A 15708-nucleotide genomic window follows, 5' to 3' on the forward strand; every position below is an offset into this window, starting at 1 on the left:
ATGCCGAAAGGCCGGCGCGCCATGGCCCGGTCCTATCGTTTCTTTGGGAGGAGAACGATGGCCTCAGCCGAATTGCAGTCCCAGGAACGCGTCGTGTCGCCAAGGCTTTCCGTCGAACGGGTCCGCGAGATCCTGATCGTGGACGATCACCCGCTGATGTGCGACGCCTTGGCCCTGACGCTGAAGATCAGCTTCGGGCTGCGCAATGTGCGCACCGCCCGCAGCCTGGCCGCCGCCCAGGAACAGATCCGCAGCCAGGGCGCCCCCGATGCGGTGATCCTTGACCTGAACCTGCCCGATGCCAAGGGGGCCGAGGGGCTGGTGACGCTGCGCCGCCAGATCCCCGACGTGCCGATCACCATGATCTCGGCCGATCTGGAAAACGCCATGATCTCGGCTGCGATGGCCGCGGGCGCGCAGGGCTATATCAGCAAGTCGCTGGGCCGCGAGGCGCTGGTCGACAGCCTGCGCCGCATGTGGCAGGGCGAACGGGTGACGCCCGACAGCTACCAGCCGCAGCATGCCGGCGAAGAGGACGCGGCCCGCGTCGAACTGGCCCGCCGCTTCGCCACCCTGACGCCGCAGCAGATGAAGATCCTGCGGCTGATCTGCCAAGGCAAGGCGAACAAGGAAATCAGCTACGAGCTGTCCATCGCCGAGGCGACGGTCAAGACGCATATCACCGCGATCATGTCCAAGATCAACGCCCGCCGCCGCACCCAGGCGGTGCTTTTGGCCAATAGCGTCAGGCTGTTCGAACCGGCATGAGCGCGGCCCAGCCCGAACCCTGGCCGGCGGCGCGTCCCCAGGCGCGGCCGGCCGCGCCGCCGGCTGCCCCCGTCGCCGTCTCGGTTCCGGCCGCCGGGGCGGATACCGCCCGCCGCATTGCCGAAGCCATGGCGCCACTGGACCCGGCGCTGGTCCTGCTGTTCGGCATGCCGGCCGAGGGGTTGCCGGCCCTGGGCGCGGCGCTGCGGCAGACGCTGGGCCCGGATTGCCGCATCGTCGGCTGTTCCTCGGTGGGCGAGATCGGGCCCGGCGGCTATTGCGCCCGCACGGTCACGGCGCTGGGCTTTCCCGCGGCCAGCTTTCGCGTCGGCGTCTGCGTCCTGCGCGACCAGGCGCTGGTGCCGGTGTCGGAATGGATGTCCACCTTGCGCCGCTTTCATGCCGATTTCCGCCCCGACCTGCGCCGTTCCGGCTTTGGCGTGGTGCTGGCCGATGCGCTGGCCCGGCAAGAGGACGTGCTGACCGCAACGCTGGACGCGGCCATTCCCGGCCTGCCCATCGTCGGCGGCTCCAGCGCCGAGGGCATGCGGTTCGGGCCGACCTGCCAGATGGTGGATGGCGAATCATATCCCGGCGCGGCGCTGTTTTTGCTGATCGAGACGGATCTAGCGGCGGCCGAGGTCTCTTTCCAGCATTTCAGCCCCACCGACCGGCGTGCCGTGGTGACGGCGGCCGACCGCCACAACCGCGTCATCATGGCGCTGAACGACGAGCCGGCGGCACAGGAATATGCCCGGCTGGCCGGCATCCCGGTCGAGGCGCTGACGCCCACCGAATTCGCCCGCCACCCGCTGCTGCTGCGCACCGGCAAGCGCCATCACGTCCGCGCCATCCGCGCCATCACCCCCCAGGGCGGCTTGCAGCTTTTGTCCGGGATCGAGGCGGGCAGCATCCTGACGCTCGGCCGGGCCATGGACATGACCCGCGGCTTTGCCGAGGCGCTGGATGCGTTGCCGCGGCCGCCGCTGATCGTGCTGGGCTTCGACTGCATCCTGCGCCGGCTGGCGCTGGAACGCGCCGGCATGGACGGGCAGATGTCCGAACTGCTGGCGCGCTATCGCGTCGCCGGCTTCAACACCTATGGCGAACAGCACAGCGGCATGCATGTGAACCAGACCTTTGTCGGCATGGCCCTGATGCCGCCCGCGCCGGGCTAAGCCATGTTCCTGCGCGACGACGATCCCCCCGCGCGACGGGTCGAGAAGCTGACGCGCATCGCCGACGTGCTGGTCGAGCGCATCGACCGGCTGGAGGAAAGCCGCGGCTCGGCCTGGTCGATGTTCCAGGCCGCCGTCGCGCTGGAGCAGGAAGTCCAGGTGCGCACCCGCGAGTTGGAACAGGCGCTGGCCGACCTGTCGGAACGCAACCGCGAACTGGCCGTCGCCCGCGCCTCGGCCGAAGAGGCAAACCGTTCCAAGACCCGTTTCCTGCGCGCGGCCAGCCACGACCTGTTGCAGCCGCTTTCGGCGGCCAAGCTGTTCCTGTCGGCGCTGAAGGACACGGAACTGGACGAATTGCAGCGCGAACTGACCGGACGCCTGACCGGCGCCTTCGAGTCGGTGGAGGAACTAATGCACGCGGTGCTGGACATCTCGCGGCTGGACAGCCAGCGCATCGAGTTCCAGCGCAAGCCCGTCGATCTGGGCGACCTGTTCCGCCGCCTTGCCGTCGAATACGCCCCCATGGCCGAAGCCAAGGGGCTGCGGCTGAGCTTTGCGCCGACCACGGTGCTGGTGGAAAGCGACCCGACCTTTCTGCGGCGCATCGCGCAGAACCTGGTCTCGAACGCGATCAAATACACCGATCGCGGCGGCGTGCTGGTCGGTGTGCGCCAGCGCGGCGAGCGGGCCTGGCTGGAAATCTACGACACCGGCATCGGCATCGCCGCCGCCGACCGCGCCCGCATCTTCGACGAGTTCCAGCGCATCGGCCGCGAAGGCGGCGCGCCCGGCATGGGCCTGGGCCTGTCGATCGTGCGCCGCGCCTGCGCCAAGCTGGGCCATTCCATCGCCATGGACAGCGAACCCGGCCGCGGCACGGTGTTTCGCGTCAACCTGCCGCTGGCCGGGGCGCGGGACGAGCCGGCGCGGCCGGAAAGCGCATGCGGCGGTCCTTCGTTGCGGGGCCGCGTCGCGGTGGTGGTCGAAAACGACGATGCCATGCGCCGGGCGCTGCAACTGCTGCTTCAGGATGGGCTGGGCATGGCGGTCCGCGTCGCGGGCGGCATTGCCGAGGCCCTGGCGCAGACGGGCGACGAGCCGCCCGATGTGGTGATCGCCGATTACAATCTGGACAATGGCGATACCGGCTTGCAGGCCATCGCGGCGCTGCGCGCGCAGGCGGGGCGGGCGGTGCCCGCCATCGTCGTGTCGGCCCGCCGCGCGCCGGAACTGGGACTGGCCTGCCAGAAGATCGGCGTGCCGGTGCTGGAAAAACCCGTCGCCCCGCAGGACATGCAAGCCATGTTGCAGCGGATGCTGGCCTAAGACCAAAGCACGAAACCGCGCTTGGCGGGCTTTCGCCCCGGCCCCGGCAAGGGCAGGCTCGCAAACAGGGAAGGAACAAACCGAGATGAAGATCTTGCGCAGCCTGGTGCTGATCGGATTGCTGGCCTCGCCGCTCTGGGCGGGCGAGGCGGGGGACCTGGTCTTTGCCGATCGCGGGCCATGGGACCTGCCCCAGGGGCCGCTGGTCTGGACGCTGCATCAGACCGGCCCGCAGACCCAGGGATTCGCGCCCTTGGGCGAGGGGCGGATTTCGCTGGCCCGCTCGACCCAGACCGCCGATGGCCAGGCGGTGCTGGAACTGACCGAGGAAACCCCCGGCGTCCAGCGCAGGATCGGCCCTTTCCCGGTCTCGGGCGGCGATCCGGCGCTGACCTTCTTTCTGGAAACCATCACCCGCGACATGGCGGCCCTGACCGGCGGCAGCCCGTTCTATATCCGCAACCGGCTGAAGGATGCGCTGTTTCGCGGCGGCGAGCTGCGGCCCGAAGGCGACGCGACCACCGCCGTCTTCGCGCCGTTCAAGGACGACAAGAATAGCGGGCGCATGGCTGGCTTTGACACGCTGGAACTGCGCTTCACCCTGGACGATCCCAAGCGGCCGATCCGGCGCATGCTGGCCGAAACCGGGCCGCTGGCCGGGGGACGGCCGGCCTATCACAGTGAAATGGTGCTGAAATGATCCGGGCGATGCTGACCGTTGCCCTGCTGCTTTCGGCCGGCATGGCCGGGGCGCAGGCGATCAACGACTATCCGACCAGTGCGCGGGCCGATTACGTCTACGTCTGCATGGCGACGAACGGCCAGACCCGCGAGATGCTGGACAGGTGCAGTTGCGCCATCGACCAGATCGCCCAGATCCTGCCCTATGACGATTACGTCAGGGCCGAGACGGTGCTGGCCATGCGCCAGACCGCGGGCGAGCGGGCGGGCATCTTTCGCCAGGGCATCGCCGTCAACGAGATGATCGCCGATTTCCGCCGCGCCGAGGCCGAGGCCGAGATTCTGTGCTTCTGAACTGGACAATCCGCGCGGCCCGCGCTTCCTTGGCGCCAAGCTGAACAGGAGGGAAGCCATGGATCTGGGGATCAGCGGCAAGCGCGGGCTTGTCTGCGCCGCATCGAAGGGGCTGGGCCGGGCCTGTGCCGAAGCACTGGCCGAGGCGGGGGTGGACCTGGTCATCAATGCCCGCGGCGCCGAGGTGCTGGAGGCCGCCGCGCAAGAGATCGCCGGCCGTCATGGCGTTTCCGTGACCCCGGTCGCCGCCGACATCACCACCGAGGCGGGCCGCGCCGCGGTGCTAAAGGCCCTGGGCGGACAGGCCGACATCCTGGTCAACAACGCCGGCGGCCCGCCGCCGGGCACCTGGACCGACTGGACGCGCGACGATTTCATCAAGGCCATCGACGCCAACATGCTGACCGCCATCGCACTGATGCAGGCGCTGGTGCCGGGCATGATCGAGCGCGGCTGGGGCCGGGTGGTGAACATCACCTCGCAATCCGTACGCTCGCCCATTCCGGTTCTGGGCCTGTCCAACACCGCCCGCGCCGGGCTGACCGGCTTTGTCGCCGGCATGTCGCGGCAGGTGGCGCCGCATGGCGTGGCGGTGAACAACCTGCTGCCCGGCATCCATGCCACCGACCGCGCCGTCAGCCTGGATTCGGGGGTGGCCAAGGCCGAGGGCATCGGCCTGGACGAGGCGCGTGCCCGGCGCGAGGCGACGATCCCCACCCGCAGCTATGGCCGGGCCGAGGATTTCGGCGCAGCCTGCGCCTTTCTGTGCAGCCAGCAGGCCCGGTTCATGATCGGGCAGAACATCCTGCTGGATGGCGGCGCGCTGAACGCCACGATCTGAACGAAACGGTCCGCACAAGTCTCTTGCCAGAAGGCTGCGGCCCGGCTACGACAAAGGTCGGAAATCGGGAGACATTGGCGCAAGCCAGGGCCGAAGGAGCAACCGCCCCGGTAAACTCTCAGGCAAGCAGAACCGTTTCCGAAGAACGCTCTGGAGAGTGGCGGCCGCCCCCTGGGCCAGGCCGCCCGCCGAAGGGATAACGATCTCAGGCGCCCCGTTTCGGGGTAGGGACAGAGGGGGCATCGCAGCGGCCGGGTTGGTCCGTCCGCAGGAAAGGGGATGCCCATGGCCGATTTGCGGCGCACGACGCTATACGACCTGCACCTGGCGCGCGGCGCGAAGATGGTGCCCTTTGCCGGCTGGGAAATGCCGGTGCAATATCCGATGGGCGTGCTGAACGAGCACCTGCACACCCGCGCCCATGCCGGGCTGTTCGATGTCAGCCACATGGGCCAGGTGATCCTGCGCGGGCCGGCTGCTGCCCAGGCGCTGGAGGCGCTGGTTCCCGCCGATATCCTGGGCCTGGCCCAGGGGCGGCAGCGCTATGGGCTGTTCACCAACGACAGGGGCGGCATCCTGGACGACCTGATGATCGCCAACAAGGGCGACCACCTGCTGCTGGTGGTGAACGCCGCCTGCGCCGAACAGGACATCGCCCATCTGCGCCAGTTGGAGGCGCAGGGCATTTCGGTCGAGCCGGTGACGGATCGCGGGCTTCTGGCCTTGCAGGGACCCCAGGCCCAGGCGGTGCTGGAACGGCTGGTTCCGGGCGTGGCCGCGATGCGCTTCATGGACGTGGCCGAGTTCGACTGGCAGGGCGCGACACTATGGCTTAGCCGCTCGGGCTATTCCGGCGAGGACGGGTTCGAAATTTCCGTGCCGGGGGACCGGGCGGTCGCCCTGGCCGAGGCGCTGCTGGCCGAGCCAGAGGTCGCGCCCATCGGGCTGGGCGCCCGCGACAGCCTGCGGCTTGAGGCGGGATTGCCGCTTTACGGTCATGACATGGACGGTTCGACCCCGCCCGGCGAGGTCGGGCTTGGCTGGTCCATCCCCAAGGTCCGCCGCGCCGGCGGCGCGCGCGCGGGCGGCTTTCCCGGCGCCGACCTCATCCTGAAGGGGCTGGCCCAGGGCCCGGCCCGCAGCCGGATGGGCCTGCGCCCGGAAGGCCGCGCCCCGATCCGCGAAGGGGTCGAGATTTTCGACGCGGCCGAGGGCGGCGCCGGCTTGGGCAAGGTCTGCTCGGGCGGGTTCGGCCCCTCGGTCGGCGGGCCGATCGCCATGGCGATCCTGCCCGCAGCCCTGCGGCCCGGCGCCACCGTCTGGGCCGAATTGCGCGGCCGGCGGGTGCCGGTCACCATCGCCCCGCTTCCTTTCCACGAACCGAGCTACAAGCGCTGAGAGGCCAGGCATGCTGAAATATACCGAAGACCACGAATGGCTGAAGCAGGAGGGCGACGAGATCGTCGTCGGCATCACCGCCCATGCCAGCGAGCAATTGGGCGATGTCGTCTTCATCGAACTGCCCGAGGTGGGGCGCGAGGTCGAGGCCGGCGAGGAGATCGTGGTGATCGAATCGGTCAAGGCCGCCTCGGACATCGCCGCGCCGGTGGCGGGCGTCATCACCGCGGTGAACGAGGCGCTGACCGACGCGCCCGGCGCGGTGAACGACGACCCGATGGCGGCCTGGTTCTTTCGCATCAGGCCGGCCTCGGCCGATCTGTCCGGTTTCCTGGACGAGGCGGGCTATCAGGCGCTGATCGGGTGATGGCGCTGCCGGGCCTGCCGGCCCGGCGCAAGCCGGGGGCGCTTCGCCCCCCGGACCCCCCGAGAGTATTTGGAAAACGGAGAAAGCCGGCGCGGTGTCCGGGCCGCGGCTTTCCTCAACGGCAATGCAGTATCGAGGCCTGTGATGGGTGAATGGATTCCGACCGACTATAATCCCGACGATTTCGCCAATCGCCGCCATATCGGGCCGTCCCCGGCCGAGATGGCCGCGATGCTGAAGGTCGTGGGCGCCGAGTCGCTGGAGGCGCTGATCGGCCAGGCCGTCCCGGCAAGCATCCGGCAATCCGACGCGCTGGACTGGCCGGCCCTGTCCGAAGCGGCGCTGCTTCAGCGCATGCGCGCGGTGGCGGATCGCAACAAGGTCATGACCAGCCTGATCGGCCAGGGCTATTACGGCACCGTCACGCCGCCGGCGATCCAGCGCAACATCCTGGAAAATCCGGCCTGGTATACCGCCTATACCCCCTATCAGCCCGAGATCGCCCAGGGCCGGCTGGAGGCGCTGCTGAATTACCAGACCATGGTCGCGGACCTGACCGGGCTGCCGGTGGCCAATGCCAGCCTGTTGGACGAGGCGACCGCGGCGGCCGAGGCCATGGCCATGGCGCAGCGGGTGGCGAAATCCAAGGCGCGGGCGTTCTTCGTCAGCGAGAACCTGCATCCCCAGACCATCGCCGTGATCGAGACCCGCGCCGCACCGCTGGGGATCGAGATCGTCCGCGGCAGGGAATGCGATCCTTCGGCGGTGTTCGGGGCGATCTTCCAATATCCGGGCACCTTCGGCGAGGTCCGGGATTTTACGGCCGAGATCGCCGCGCTGCACGCCGCGGGGGCGGTGGCGATCCTGGCCACCGATCTTTTGGCGCTTTGCGTGCTGAAAGAGCCGGGCGCGATGAGGGCAGACATCGCCGTCGGCTCGGCCCAGCGATTCGGCGTGCCCATGGGCTATGGCGGTCCCCATGCCGGTTTCATGGCCTGCCGCGACGAGATGAAGCGGGCGATGCCGGGCCGCATCGTCGGCGTGTCCATCGACGCCAAGGGCAACCGCGCCTATCGGCTGTCCTTGCAGACCCGCGAGCAGCATATCCGGCGCGAGAAGGCCACCTCGAACGTCTGCACCGCCCAGGCGCTGCTGGCGGTCATGGCGAGCTTTTACGCGGTGTTCCATGGCCCTGTGGGGCTGCGAGCCATCGCCCAGCGGGTGCATCTGAACGCGGCCACCCTGGCCGAGGCGCTGCGCGCCGCCGGGGCCGAGATCCAGCCCGAGGCGTTTTTCGACACCATCACCGTGCGGGTCGGCGTGGGCCAGGCGGGCATCCTGGCCGCGGCGCGCCATCGCGGCATCAACCTGCGCCAGGTCGGCCGCGACCGGGTGGGTATCGCGGTTGACGAGACCACGGATGCGGGGGTGATCGCGCGGGTGCTGGACGCTTTCGGGATCACCGACCCGGCCCGGCCGGCCGAGGCCCCGGCGATCCCCCCGGCGCTGATCCGCGAAAGCGACTACCTGACGCATCCGGTCTTTCACATGAACCGGGCGGAATCCGAGATGATGCGCTATATGCGCCGCCTGTCGGACCGCGACCTGGCGCTGGACCGGGCGATGATCCCGCTGGGCAGTTGCACCATGAAGCTGAATGCCGCGGCCGAGATGATGCCGATCACCTGGCCGCAGTTCGCCGCCCTGCATCCCTTTGCCCCCGAGGACCAGGCGGCGGGCTATCACGAGGTCTTTGCCGACCTGACCGCGAAGCTGTGCGCCATCACCGGCTATGACGCGTTTTCCCTGCAACCGAACAGCGGCGCGCAGGGGGAATATGCGGGTCTGCTGACCATCGCCGCCTATCACCGCTCGCGCGGCGAGGATCGCGACATCTGCCTGATCCCGGTTTCCGCCCATGGCACCAACCCGGCTTCTGCGCAGATGGCGGGGATGAAGGTCGTGGTGGTGAAATCGGCCCCGAACGGCGATATCGACCTGGAGGATTTCGCCGAAAAAGCCGCCAAGGCCGGCGGCAGGCTGGCGGCGGCGATGATCACCTATCCCTCGACCCATGGCGTCTTCGAGGACACGCTGCGCGATGTCTGCCGCATCACCCATGACCATGGCGGCCAGGTCTATATCGACGGCGCCAACATGAATGCGCTGGTCGGGCTGGTGCGGCCGGGCGAGATCGGCGGCGATGTCAGCCACCTGAACCTGCACAAGACATTCGCCATCCCGCATGGCGGCGGCGGGCCCGGCATGGGGCCGATCGGGGTCAAGGCGCATCTGGCGCCGTTTTTGCCCGCCGATCCGCGGACGGGTGCGGGTGCGGTGTCGGCGGCGCCTTGGGGATCTGCCTCGATCCTGCTGATTTCCTGGGCCTATATCCTGATGATGGGCGGTGCGGGGCTGACGCAGGCGACCCGCGTGGCGATCCTGAACGCGAACTATATCGCCAGCCGACTGGCCGGGGCCTATCCGGTGCTGTTCATGGGCAATCGCGGCCGGGTGGCGCATGAATGCATCCTGGACATGCGCCCGTTCCAGGCCCATGGCGTGACGGTGGACGACATCGCCAAGCGGCTGATCGACAACGGCTTTCATGCCCCGACCATGAGCTGGCCGGTGGCCGGCACCCTGATGGTCGAGCCGACCGAATCGGAAACCAAGGCCGAGATCGACCGGCTGATCACCGCCTTCCTGGCGATCCGCGACGAGATCGGCGACATTGCCGAAGGCCGGATCGGTGCCGATTCCAGCCCGTTGCGCCACGCCCCGCATACGGTCGAGGATCTGGTCGCCGACTGGGACCGCGCCTATTCGCGCGAACAGGGCTGCTTCCCGCCCGGCGCCTTTCGGGTGGACAAATACTGGCCGCCGGTCGGGCGGGTGGACAATGCCTATGGCGACCGCAACCTGGTCTGCACCTGTCCCCCGGTCGAGGATTATGCCGACGAAACGGCCGCGTGAACCCTTGCCCCCGCCCGCATCGGCGGGGGTTTCGGGGCTTGCGAAAAGCCGCGAAAGCGCCTTGACAAGCCCCCCCGCTTGCGCGAGATAGCACGCCGATGGGGCCGTAGCTCAGTTGGTAGAGCGCATCGTTCGCAATGATGAGGTCAGGGGTTCGATTCCCCTCGGCTCCACCAGAAAATCCGCACAAGTTCATGATTAGGTCGGCTTTTTCCCTGCTCTTCCTTTGCCGGCGGGTCCAGGCGGGGCGTGCCTTCGGCCGCGATGGACCTGGCCATGCGGCCCCGGCGCCATCGCTGCCCGATCGCCCGAACAGGCATCCGGCCGGGCCTGGGCCGGCTGCGACGCCGCGCCGCCGCTCGCCCCTTCCCCCCGCCGCCGGGAAAGCCTAGATTGCCACCATGCGCTGGACCTTGCCCAATATCCTGACCGTTCTTCGCCTTGCGGCTGCGCCGCTGGTGCCGCTGATGTTCTTTTTCCTCAGCCGGCCCTTTGCCGACTTCGCGGCGCTGGCGCTGTTCCTGGTCGCGGCGGCGACCGACTGGTTCGACGGCTATCTGGCGCGCGCCTGGGGACAGGAAAGCCGCTTCGGCGCCGCCATGGACCCGATCGCCGACAAGGCCATGGTCATCATCGCCGTGGTGGTGATCACCGGCTATTCCGGCATGAATCCCTGGTTGATCCTGCCCTCGACCGTGATCCTGTTCCGCGAGGTCTTCGTTTCGGGGCTGCGCGAGTTTCTGGGCGACAAGGCCCGGCTGCTTAAGGTCACGAAGCTGGCCAAGTGGAAGACCACGGCGCAGATGGTGGCCATCGCCGTGCTTTTCCTGGGCACCGGGCTGAACTATTACGAGGTCGGCCACCCGCCCCTGGTGGGCGAAACCAGCCTGCCCTGGTCCGACAACTGGTCGGATATGGCGACGCAGGGGGGATTGCTTCTGATCTGGGTCGCGGCGGTGCTGACTGCCATCACCGGCTGGGACTATTTCACCAAGGCCCGGCCTTTCCTGAGGGATGATCATGGCGCTTGACGTGCTTTACTTTGCCTGGCTGCGCGAACGCATCGGCCAGCCCCGCGAGCGGATCGAGACGCAGGCCGCGACGGTGCGCGAATTGGTCGCGGAACTTTCCGCGATGGACGAATGGCACGCGGCGGCGCTGGCCGATCTGTCGGCGGTGCGCGTCGCCATCGACCAGGAACTGGCCGAACTGGACGCGCCGCTTGCAGGCGCGCGCGAGGTCGCCTTCTTTCCTCCGATGACCGGGGGCTAGGATGGCGGCCAGGGTCCAGAGCGCGCCCTTTGACCTGGGCGCCGAACTGGCGGGCTTCGGCGCGGGTTCGGGCGCGGTCGTCAGCTTCTCGGGCCTGGTGCGCGACGAAGGCGGCCGGCTGGTGGCGCTGGAGATCGAGCATTATCCCGGCATGACCGAAAAGGCGCTGGCCGCCTATGGCGAGCGGGCGGCGCAACGCTTTGGCCTGGACGACTGGCGCATCCTGCACCGCCACGGCCGGCTGGCGGTGGGTGAGCCGATCATGATGGTCGCCACCGCCGCGCGGCACCGCGCCGCGGCCTTCCAGGCGGCGGAATACCTGATGGATTGGCTGAAATCCCGCGCCCCCTTCTGGAAGCGCGAGATCGGCCCCGACGGGCCCGGCGCCTGGGTCGCGGCCCGCGCCGAGGACGAGGACGCGCTGTCGCGCTGGTAAGGCAAAAGTTGCAATCCCGCCCCGCGGCGATCATATAGGGCCGCGAACCAGACAGATCCCGACCGGATGACAGCGCGGAGCCCTGCATGACTTACCTGGAGTTCGAAAAGCCCCTTGCCGATCTTGAGGGCAAGGCCGAGGAACTGCGGGCATTGGCCCGAAAGGGCGAAGGCGTCGATCTGGAAAAAGAGGCCGCCGCGCTTGACCGTAAGGCCGAAGAAATGCTGCGCGATCTGTATAAGCAGCTCGATCCCTGGCGCAAGACGCAGGTCGCCCGCCACCCGGAACGGCCGCATTGCCGCGATTATGTCGACGCGCTGTTCAGCGAATACACCCCCTTGGCCGGCGACCGCGCCTTTGGCGAGGATCACGCGGTCATGGGCGGGCTGGCGCGGTTCAAGGACCAGCCCTGCGTGGTCATCGGCCATGAAAAGGGCAATGATACCAAGTCGCGCATCTTTCACAATTTCGGCATGGCCCGCCCCGAGGGCTATCGCAAGGCGATCCGGCTGATGGATATGGCCGACCGCTTCCGCCTGCCGGTGATCACGCTGGTCGATACGCCCGGCGCCTATCCCGGCAAGGGCGCCGAGGAACGCGGGCAAAGCGAGGCCATCGCCCGCTCGACCGAGAAATGCCTGCAAATCGGCGTGCCGCTGGTGTCGGTCGTGATCGGCGAGGGCGGATCGGGCGGGGCCGTGGCCTTTGCCACCGCGAACCGCATCGCCATGCTGGAACATTCGATCTATTCGGTGATCTCGCCCGAAGGCTGCGCCTCGATCCTGTGGAAAGACGCCGAGAAGATGCGCGAGGCCGCGCATGCGCTGAAGCTGACGGCGCAGGACCTCAAGAAGCTGGAAGTGATCGACCGCATCATCGCCGAGCCGGTGGGCGGCGCGCAGCGCGCCCCCGCCGAGGTCTTCGCCGCGGTGGGCGAGGCGATCGGCGCCATGCTGGGCGAACTGGCCGGCAAGAAGCCGGCCGAACTGATCCGGGACCGGCGGCAGAAATTCCTGGCCATGGGTTCCAAGGCCCTGGGCTGAGCACCCAGCCGCGCCCTCGCATTTAGGAAACGGAAAAAACCGAATGACGCTACCCGCGGCGGTTGTGTCAGGATCCGGGCCTTCACGTCTTCTCTGTTGCCGAAAATACCCCTGCGACGGTGCAAGTCGGCGCTGCCGCATGGGTATTTTCGGCAACGAAGAAGCGCCGGGGAAGAAACGCCGGGCGCGCCGCGGTTTGCGTGGCGGCTTTTTCCGTTTTCCAAATACCCAAGCGACACTGCCCCTGGGCGCGGCCGCGGGAGTATTTGCGAAACGGTGAAAGCGCGCGATCAGCCGCGGGCGGCCTGGATGGATGCCTCGATGATATCGAGCGCCTCGTCGAAGACCGCGTCCTGGATGGTCAGCGGCGCGAGGAAGCGGATCACGTTGCCGTGGACGCCGCAGGTCAGCAGGATCAGCTTGCGCGCCAGCGCCTCTTCGCGGACGCGGTTGGCGAAATCCGGGCTGGGCTTGTCGGTGCCGGCGGCATTGAACTCGATCGCATTCATGAAGCCGGGGCCGCGGATGTCGACGATTTCCGGCACGGTTTCCGCGATGCCGGCCAGGCGCTGCTTGAGCCGCTGGCCCAGCCGGGTGGCGCGGTCGCAAAGCCCCTCGTCCGCGATCACGTCCAGCACCGCATGGGCGGCGGCCACCGCCAGCGGGTTGCCGGCATAGGTGCCGCCCAGGCCGCCCGGCGCCGGGCTGTCCATGACATCGGCACGGCCGGTGACGGCGCTGATCGGCAGCCCGCCGCCCAGCCCCTTGGCCATGCAGGTCAGGTCGGCGGCGACGCCGTGATGTTCCATCGCGAACAGCTTGCCGGTGCGGGCGAAGCCGGTCTGCACCTCGTCGGCGATCAGCAGGATGGAATACTGGTCGCAGATCTGGCGCAGCCGCGGGATGAAGCCGGCCGGCGCTTCGTAGAAGCCGCCTTCGCCCTGCACCGGCTCGATGATGATGGCGGCGACGCGCGAGGGGTCGATGTCGGCCTTGAACAGCCGGTCCAGCGCCGCCAGCGCGTCCTCGGCCGAAACGCCGTGCAAGTCGTTGGGAAAGGGCAGGTGCCAGATGTCGTTCATCATCGGCCCGAACCCGGCCTTGTAGGGCTGGACCTTGCCGGTCAGCGACATGCCCAGGAAGGTGCGGCCGTGGAAGCCGCCGGCAAAGGCCACGATGCCGGCGCGGCCGGTGCGGTGGCGGGCGATCTTGACCGCGTTCTCGACCGCCTCGGCGCCGGTGGTGTAGAAGGCGGTCTTTCGCGGCCCGGCGCCGGGCACCAGCCGGTTCAGCCTTTCGGCCAGGGCGACATAGTTTTCGTAGGGCACGACCTGGTGGCAGGTATGGGTAAAGCGGTCGAGCTGCGCGCGGACCGCCTCGATCACCCGCGGATGGCGGTGGCCGGTATTGACCACGGCGATGCCGGCGGCGAAGTCGATATAGCGGGAGCCGTCCTTGTCCCAGATCTCGGCATTCTCGGCGCGTTCGGCGTAGATCTGGGTGGTCATGCCCACCCCGCGCGAGATGGCGGCGTTCTTGCGGTCGGTCAGGCTGGTCATCGACCCCTCCTCGGTGCGATTCGCAACCGATGCTATACGCGGCCCGGCCGCCCGAACAGGCCCGCTTGCGCGCGCCGATGCGATGCTTCAGGCTGCGGCCATGTTCCCGATCCGCGACCATAACCCGTCCGAGCGTACGCCCCATGTCACCCATGCGCTGATCGTGCTGAACGTGGCGATGTTCCTGATCACCATGCCCTGGGCGGGCGGGCAGGTCGGGCTGTGGAACCGGCTGGCGCTTTATCCGGTGGCCATCATGCATGGCGAATGGCTGTGGGGGCTGGCCACGCATATGTTCCTGCATGCCGGTATCCTGCACCTTGCCGGCAACATGCTGTTTCTGTGGGTCTTTGGCGACAACCTGGAGGACCAGATGGGAAGCCTGGGCTTTCTGGCCTTCTACCTTGCCAGCGGGCTGGCCGCGGCGGGGGCGCAGATCGCCGCGGTGCCGATGGACGACATTCCGATGGTCGGCGCCTCGGGGGCCATTGCCGGGGTGATGGGGGGATATCTGCTGATGTTTCCGCGCGCCCGCGTCGACGTGATCGCCATCATCATCGTGATCATCCGCCGCTTTAACATTCCGGCCTGGGTGCTGCTGCTGGCCTGGTTCGGCATTCAACTGGTGTCCAGCCTCGGCGTGTCGGATGACGGGGTGGCCTATGTTGCCCATGCCGCCGGCTTCCTGGCCGGGATCGTGCTGGCAGTGCCGGTCTTTCTGCGCCGGGGCGGGCCGGATTTCTGGCGCCGCACCCATGGCCGGCCGCCCCATGCCCCGAGCTATGCGCCTTCGCGCATTCAGCGGGTCGGACGCTAGAGGTGCCCGCGGCTCATGTGGCGCTTGCCGGCGAAGCCGGGGGCGCGGCTGACCGCAAAGCCCGCTGCCGCCAGCGCCCGGCGCACATGGCCCGCCGCGGTATAGGTGGCGAATGTGCCGCCCGGCGCGGTATGGCCGGCGACCTGGGCCATCAGCGCCTCGCCCCAAAGCTCGGGGTTCCGGGCCGGCGAGAAGCCATCCAGGAACCAGGCATCCGCGCGCCCCTGCCAGCGGGGCAGCGCCTCGCGCGCATCGGCGTGGATCACCTCGGCCTCGACCATGCCGATGCGAAAGCGCGGCTGCGGCCATTCGTCGCGCAATTGCCGGGCCAGCGGTTCCAGTTCGGGAAAGGCGCCATGGGCGCGGGCCAGTTCGTCCACGCTCATCGGGAAGGCTTCAAAGCTGGTAAAACGCACCGGCAGCGTGGCGACCTGCGCCAGCGCCAGCAGGTTCAGCCCGGTGCCAAAGCCCAGCTCGGCCACATGAAAGCTTGGCCGCAGCCGCTGGGGCAGGTCGTTGCCGGCCAGGAAGACGTGGCGGGTTTCGTCAAGCCCGCCGCCCAGGCTGAAATAGGGATCGTCGAAGCGGCGCGAGACCGGGACGGTCCCGTCGCGCCAGTCCAGATCGGCACGGCTCTGGTCGGATGGCTGCATTCGCGCTAACTCCTTGCCGGTGGCTGATGCGGCGAA

The 15708-nt window shown here is 68.5% G+C and carries 16 protein-coding genes, 1 tRNA gene and 1 riboswitch; of the genes, 15 read left to right on the forward strand and 2 right to left on the reverse strand.

Features of this window, described 5'->3' with window-relative positions:
* Positions 1 to 57: 57 nt before the first annotated feature.
* From F3H32_RS04905 to F3H32_RS04970, 14 genes are all read left to right on the forward strand, one after another.
* Entirely contained in the window at positions 58 to 768 is a 711-nt protein-coding gene (locus tag F3H32_RS04905; protein ID WP_149764858.1) for a response regulator, read from the forward strand.
* Complete coding sequence (locus tag F3H32_RS04910) at positions 765 to 1946, forward strand: FIST N-terminal domain-containing protein (protein WP_149764859.1); 1182 nt, start codon at positions 765 to 767, stop codon at positions 1944 to 1946. The genes F3H32_RS04905 and F3H32_RS04910 overlap by 4 nt, the downstream gene beginning before the upstream one ends.
* Before the next feature lie 3 nt (positions 1947 to 1949).
* Positions 1950 to 3275: an ATP-binding response regulator gene (locus tag F3H32_RS04915; protein ID WP_149764860.1), complete on the forward strand. Its 1326-nt coding sequence runs from the start codon at positions 1950 to 1952 to the stop codon at positions 3273 to 3275.
* A gap of 85 nt (positions 3276 to 3360) precedes the next feature.
* Positions 3361 to 3975 (forward strand): hypothetical protein, encoded by a 615-nt coding sequence (locus F3H32_RS04920; protein ID WP_149764861.1) that lies wholly within the window; start codon positions 3361 to 3363, stop codon positions 3973 to 3975.
* On the forward strand, positions 3972 to 4310 hold the full coding sequence (locus F3H32_RS04925) for a hypothetical protein (protein WP_149764862.1): 339 nt from the start codon (positions 3972 to 3974) through the stop codon (positions 4308 to 4310). Before F3H32_RS04920 ends, F3H32_RS04925 begins: the two co-directional genes overlap by 4 nt.
* Before the next feature lie 58 nt (positions 4311 to 4368).
* Complete coding sequence (locus tag F3H32_RS04930; RefSeq protein WP_149764863.1) at positions 4369 to 5151, forward strand: SDR family oxidoreductase; 783 nt, start codon at positions 4369 to 4371, stop codon at positions 5149 to 5151.
* 55 nt (positions 5152 to 5206) lie between these two features.
* Positions 5207 to 5296: riboswitch (glycine riboswitch) on the forward strand.
* Positions 5297 to 5436: 140 nt separating this feature from the next.
* Positions 5437 to 6549 carry a glycine cleavage system aminomethyltransferase GcvT gene (gcvT, locus tag F3H32_RS04935; protein ID WP_149764864.1) on the forward strand — a complete coding sequence of 371 codons (1113 nt, stop codon included), beginning with the start codon at positions 5437 to 5439 and terminating at the stop codon, positions 6547 to 6549.
* Between the two features lie 13 nt (positions 6550 to 6562).
* Positions 6563 to 6916 carry a glycine cleavage system protein GcvH gene (gene gcvH / locus F3H32_RS04940; protein ID WP_188128592.1) on the forward strand — a complete coding sequence of 118 codons (354 nt, stop codon included), beginning with the start codon at positions 6563 to 6565 and terminating at the stop codon, positions 6914 to 6916.
* Between the two features lie 144 nt (positions 6917 to 7060).
* On the forward strand, positions 7061 to 9892 hold the full coding sequence (gene gcvP, locus F3H32_RS04945) for an aminomethyl-transferring glycine dehydrogenase (RefSeq protein ID WP_149764866.1): 2832 nt from the start codon (positions 7061 to 7063) through the stop codon (positions 9890 to 9892).
* A 100-nt stretch (positions 9893 to 9992) separates the two neighbouring features.
* Positions 9993 to 10068 (forward strand) — tRNA-Ala (locus tag F3H32_RS04950).
* Positions 10069 to 10293: 225 nt separating this feature from the next.
* A complete protein-coding gene (gene pgsA, locus F3H32_RS04955; RefSeq protein ID WP_115756416.1) occupies positions 10294 to 10923 on the forward strand; it encodes a CDP-diacylglycerol--glycerol-3-phosphate 3-phosphatidyltransferase in 630 nt (209 codons plus the stop codon).
* The gene (moaD, locus tag F3H32_RS04960; RefSeq protein ID WP_115756422.1) at positions 10913 to 11164 is read left to right on the forward strand and encodes a molybdopterin converting factor subunit 1; all 252 of its coding nucleotides are present in this window, start codon (positions 10913 to 10915) and stop codon (positions 11162 to 11164) included. The genes pgsA and moaD overlap by 11 nt, the downstream gene beginning before the upstream one ends.
* A gap of 1 nt (position 11165) precedes the next feature.
* Positions 11166 to 11600, forward strand: coding sequence for a molybdenum cofactor biosynthesis protein MoaE (locus tag F3H32_RS04965; protein ID WP_149764867.1), 435 nt, complete (start codon positions 11166 to 11168; stop codon positions 11598 to 11600).
* Positions 11601 to 11686: 86 nt separating this feature from the next.
* Positions 11687 to 12643 (forward strand): acetyl-CoA carboxylase carboxyltransferase subunit alpha, encoded by a 957-nt coding sequence (locus F3H32_RS04970; protein ID WP_149764868.1) that lies wholly within the window; start codon positions 11687 to 11689, stop codon positions 12641 to 12643.
* Between the two features lie 290 nt (positions 12644 to 12933).
* Here F3H32_RS04970 and F3H32_RS04975 read toward each other — a convergent pair whose 3' ends face one another.
* Positions 12934 to 14202 carry a 4-aminobutyrate--2-oxoglutarate transaminase gene (locus tag F3H32_RS04975; protein ID WP_149764869.1) on the reverse strand — a complete coding sequence of 423 codons (1269 nt, stop codon included), beginning with the start codon at positions 14200 to 14202 and terminating at the stop codon, positions 12934 to 12936.
* A 100-nt stretch (positions 14203 to 14302) separates the two neighbouring features.
* On the opposite strand from F3H32_RS04975, the gene F3H32_RS04980 reads away from it, so the two are divergent.
* Positions 14303 to 15019: a rhomboid family intramembrane serine protease gene (locus F3H32_RS04980; RefSeq protein ID WP_149764870.1), complete on the forward strand. Its 717-nt coding sequence runs from the start codon at positions 14303 to 14305 to the stop codon at positions 15017 to 15019.
* On the opposite strand, the gene mnmD is transcribed toward F3H32_RS04980, so the two are convergent.
* Entirely contained in the window at positions 15016 to 15672 is a 657-nt protein-coding gene (mnmD, locus tag F3H32_RS04985) for a tRNA (5-methylaminomethyl-2-thiouridine)(34)-methyltransferase MnmD (RefSeq protein ID WP_149764871.1), read from the reverse strand. The genes F3H32_RS04980 and mnmD overlap by 4 nt on opposite strands.
* Between the last annotated feature and the right edge of the window lie 36 nt (positions 15673 to 15708).

The organism is Paracoccus thiocyanatus, from assembly GCF_900156255.1.
GTDB lineage: Bacteria > Pseudomonadota > Alphaproteobacteria > Rhodobacterales > Rhodobacteraceae > Paracoccus > Paracoccus thiocyanatus.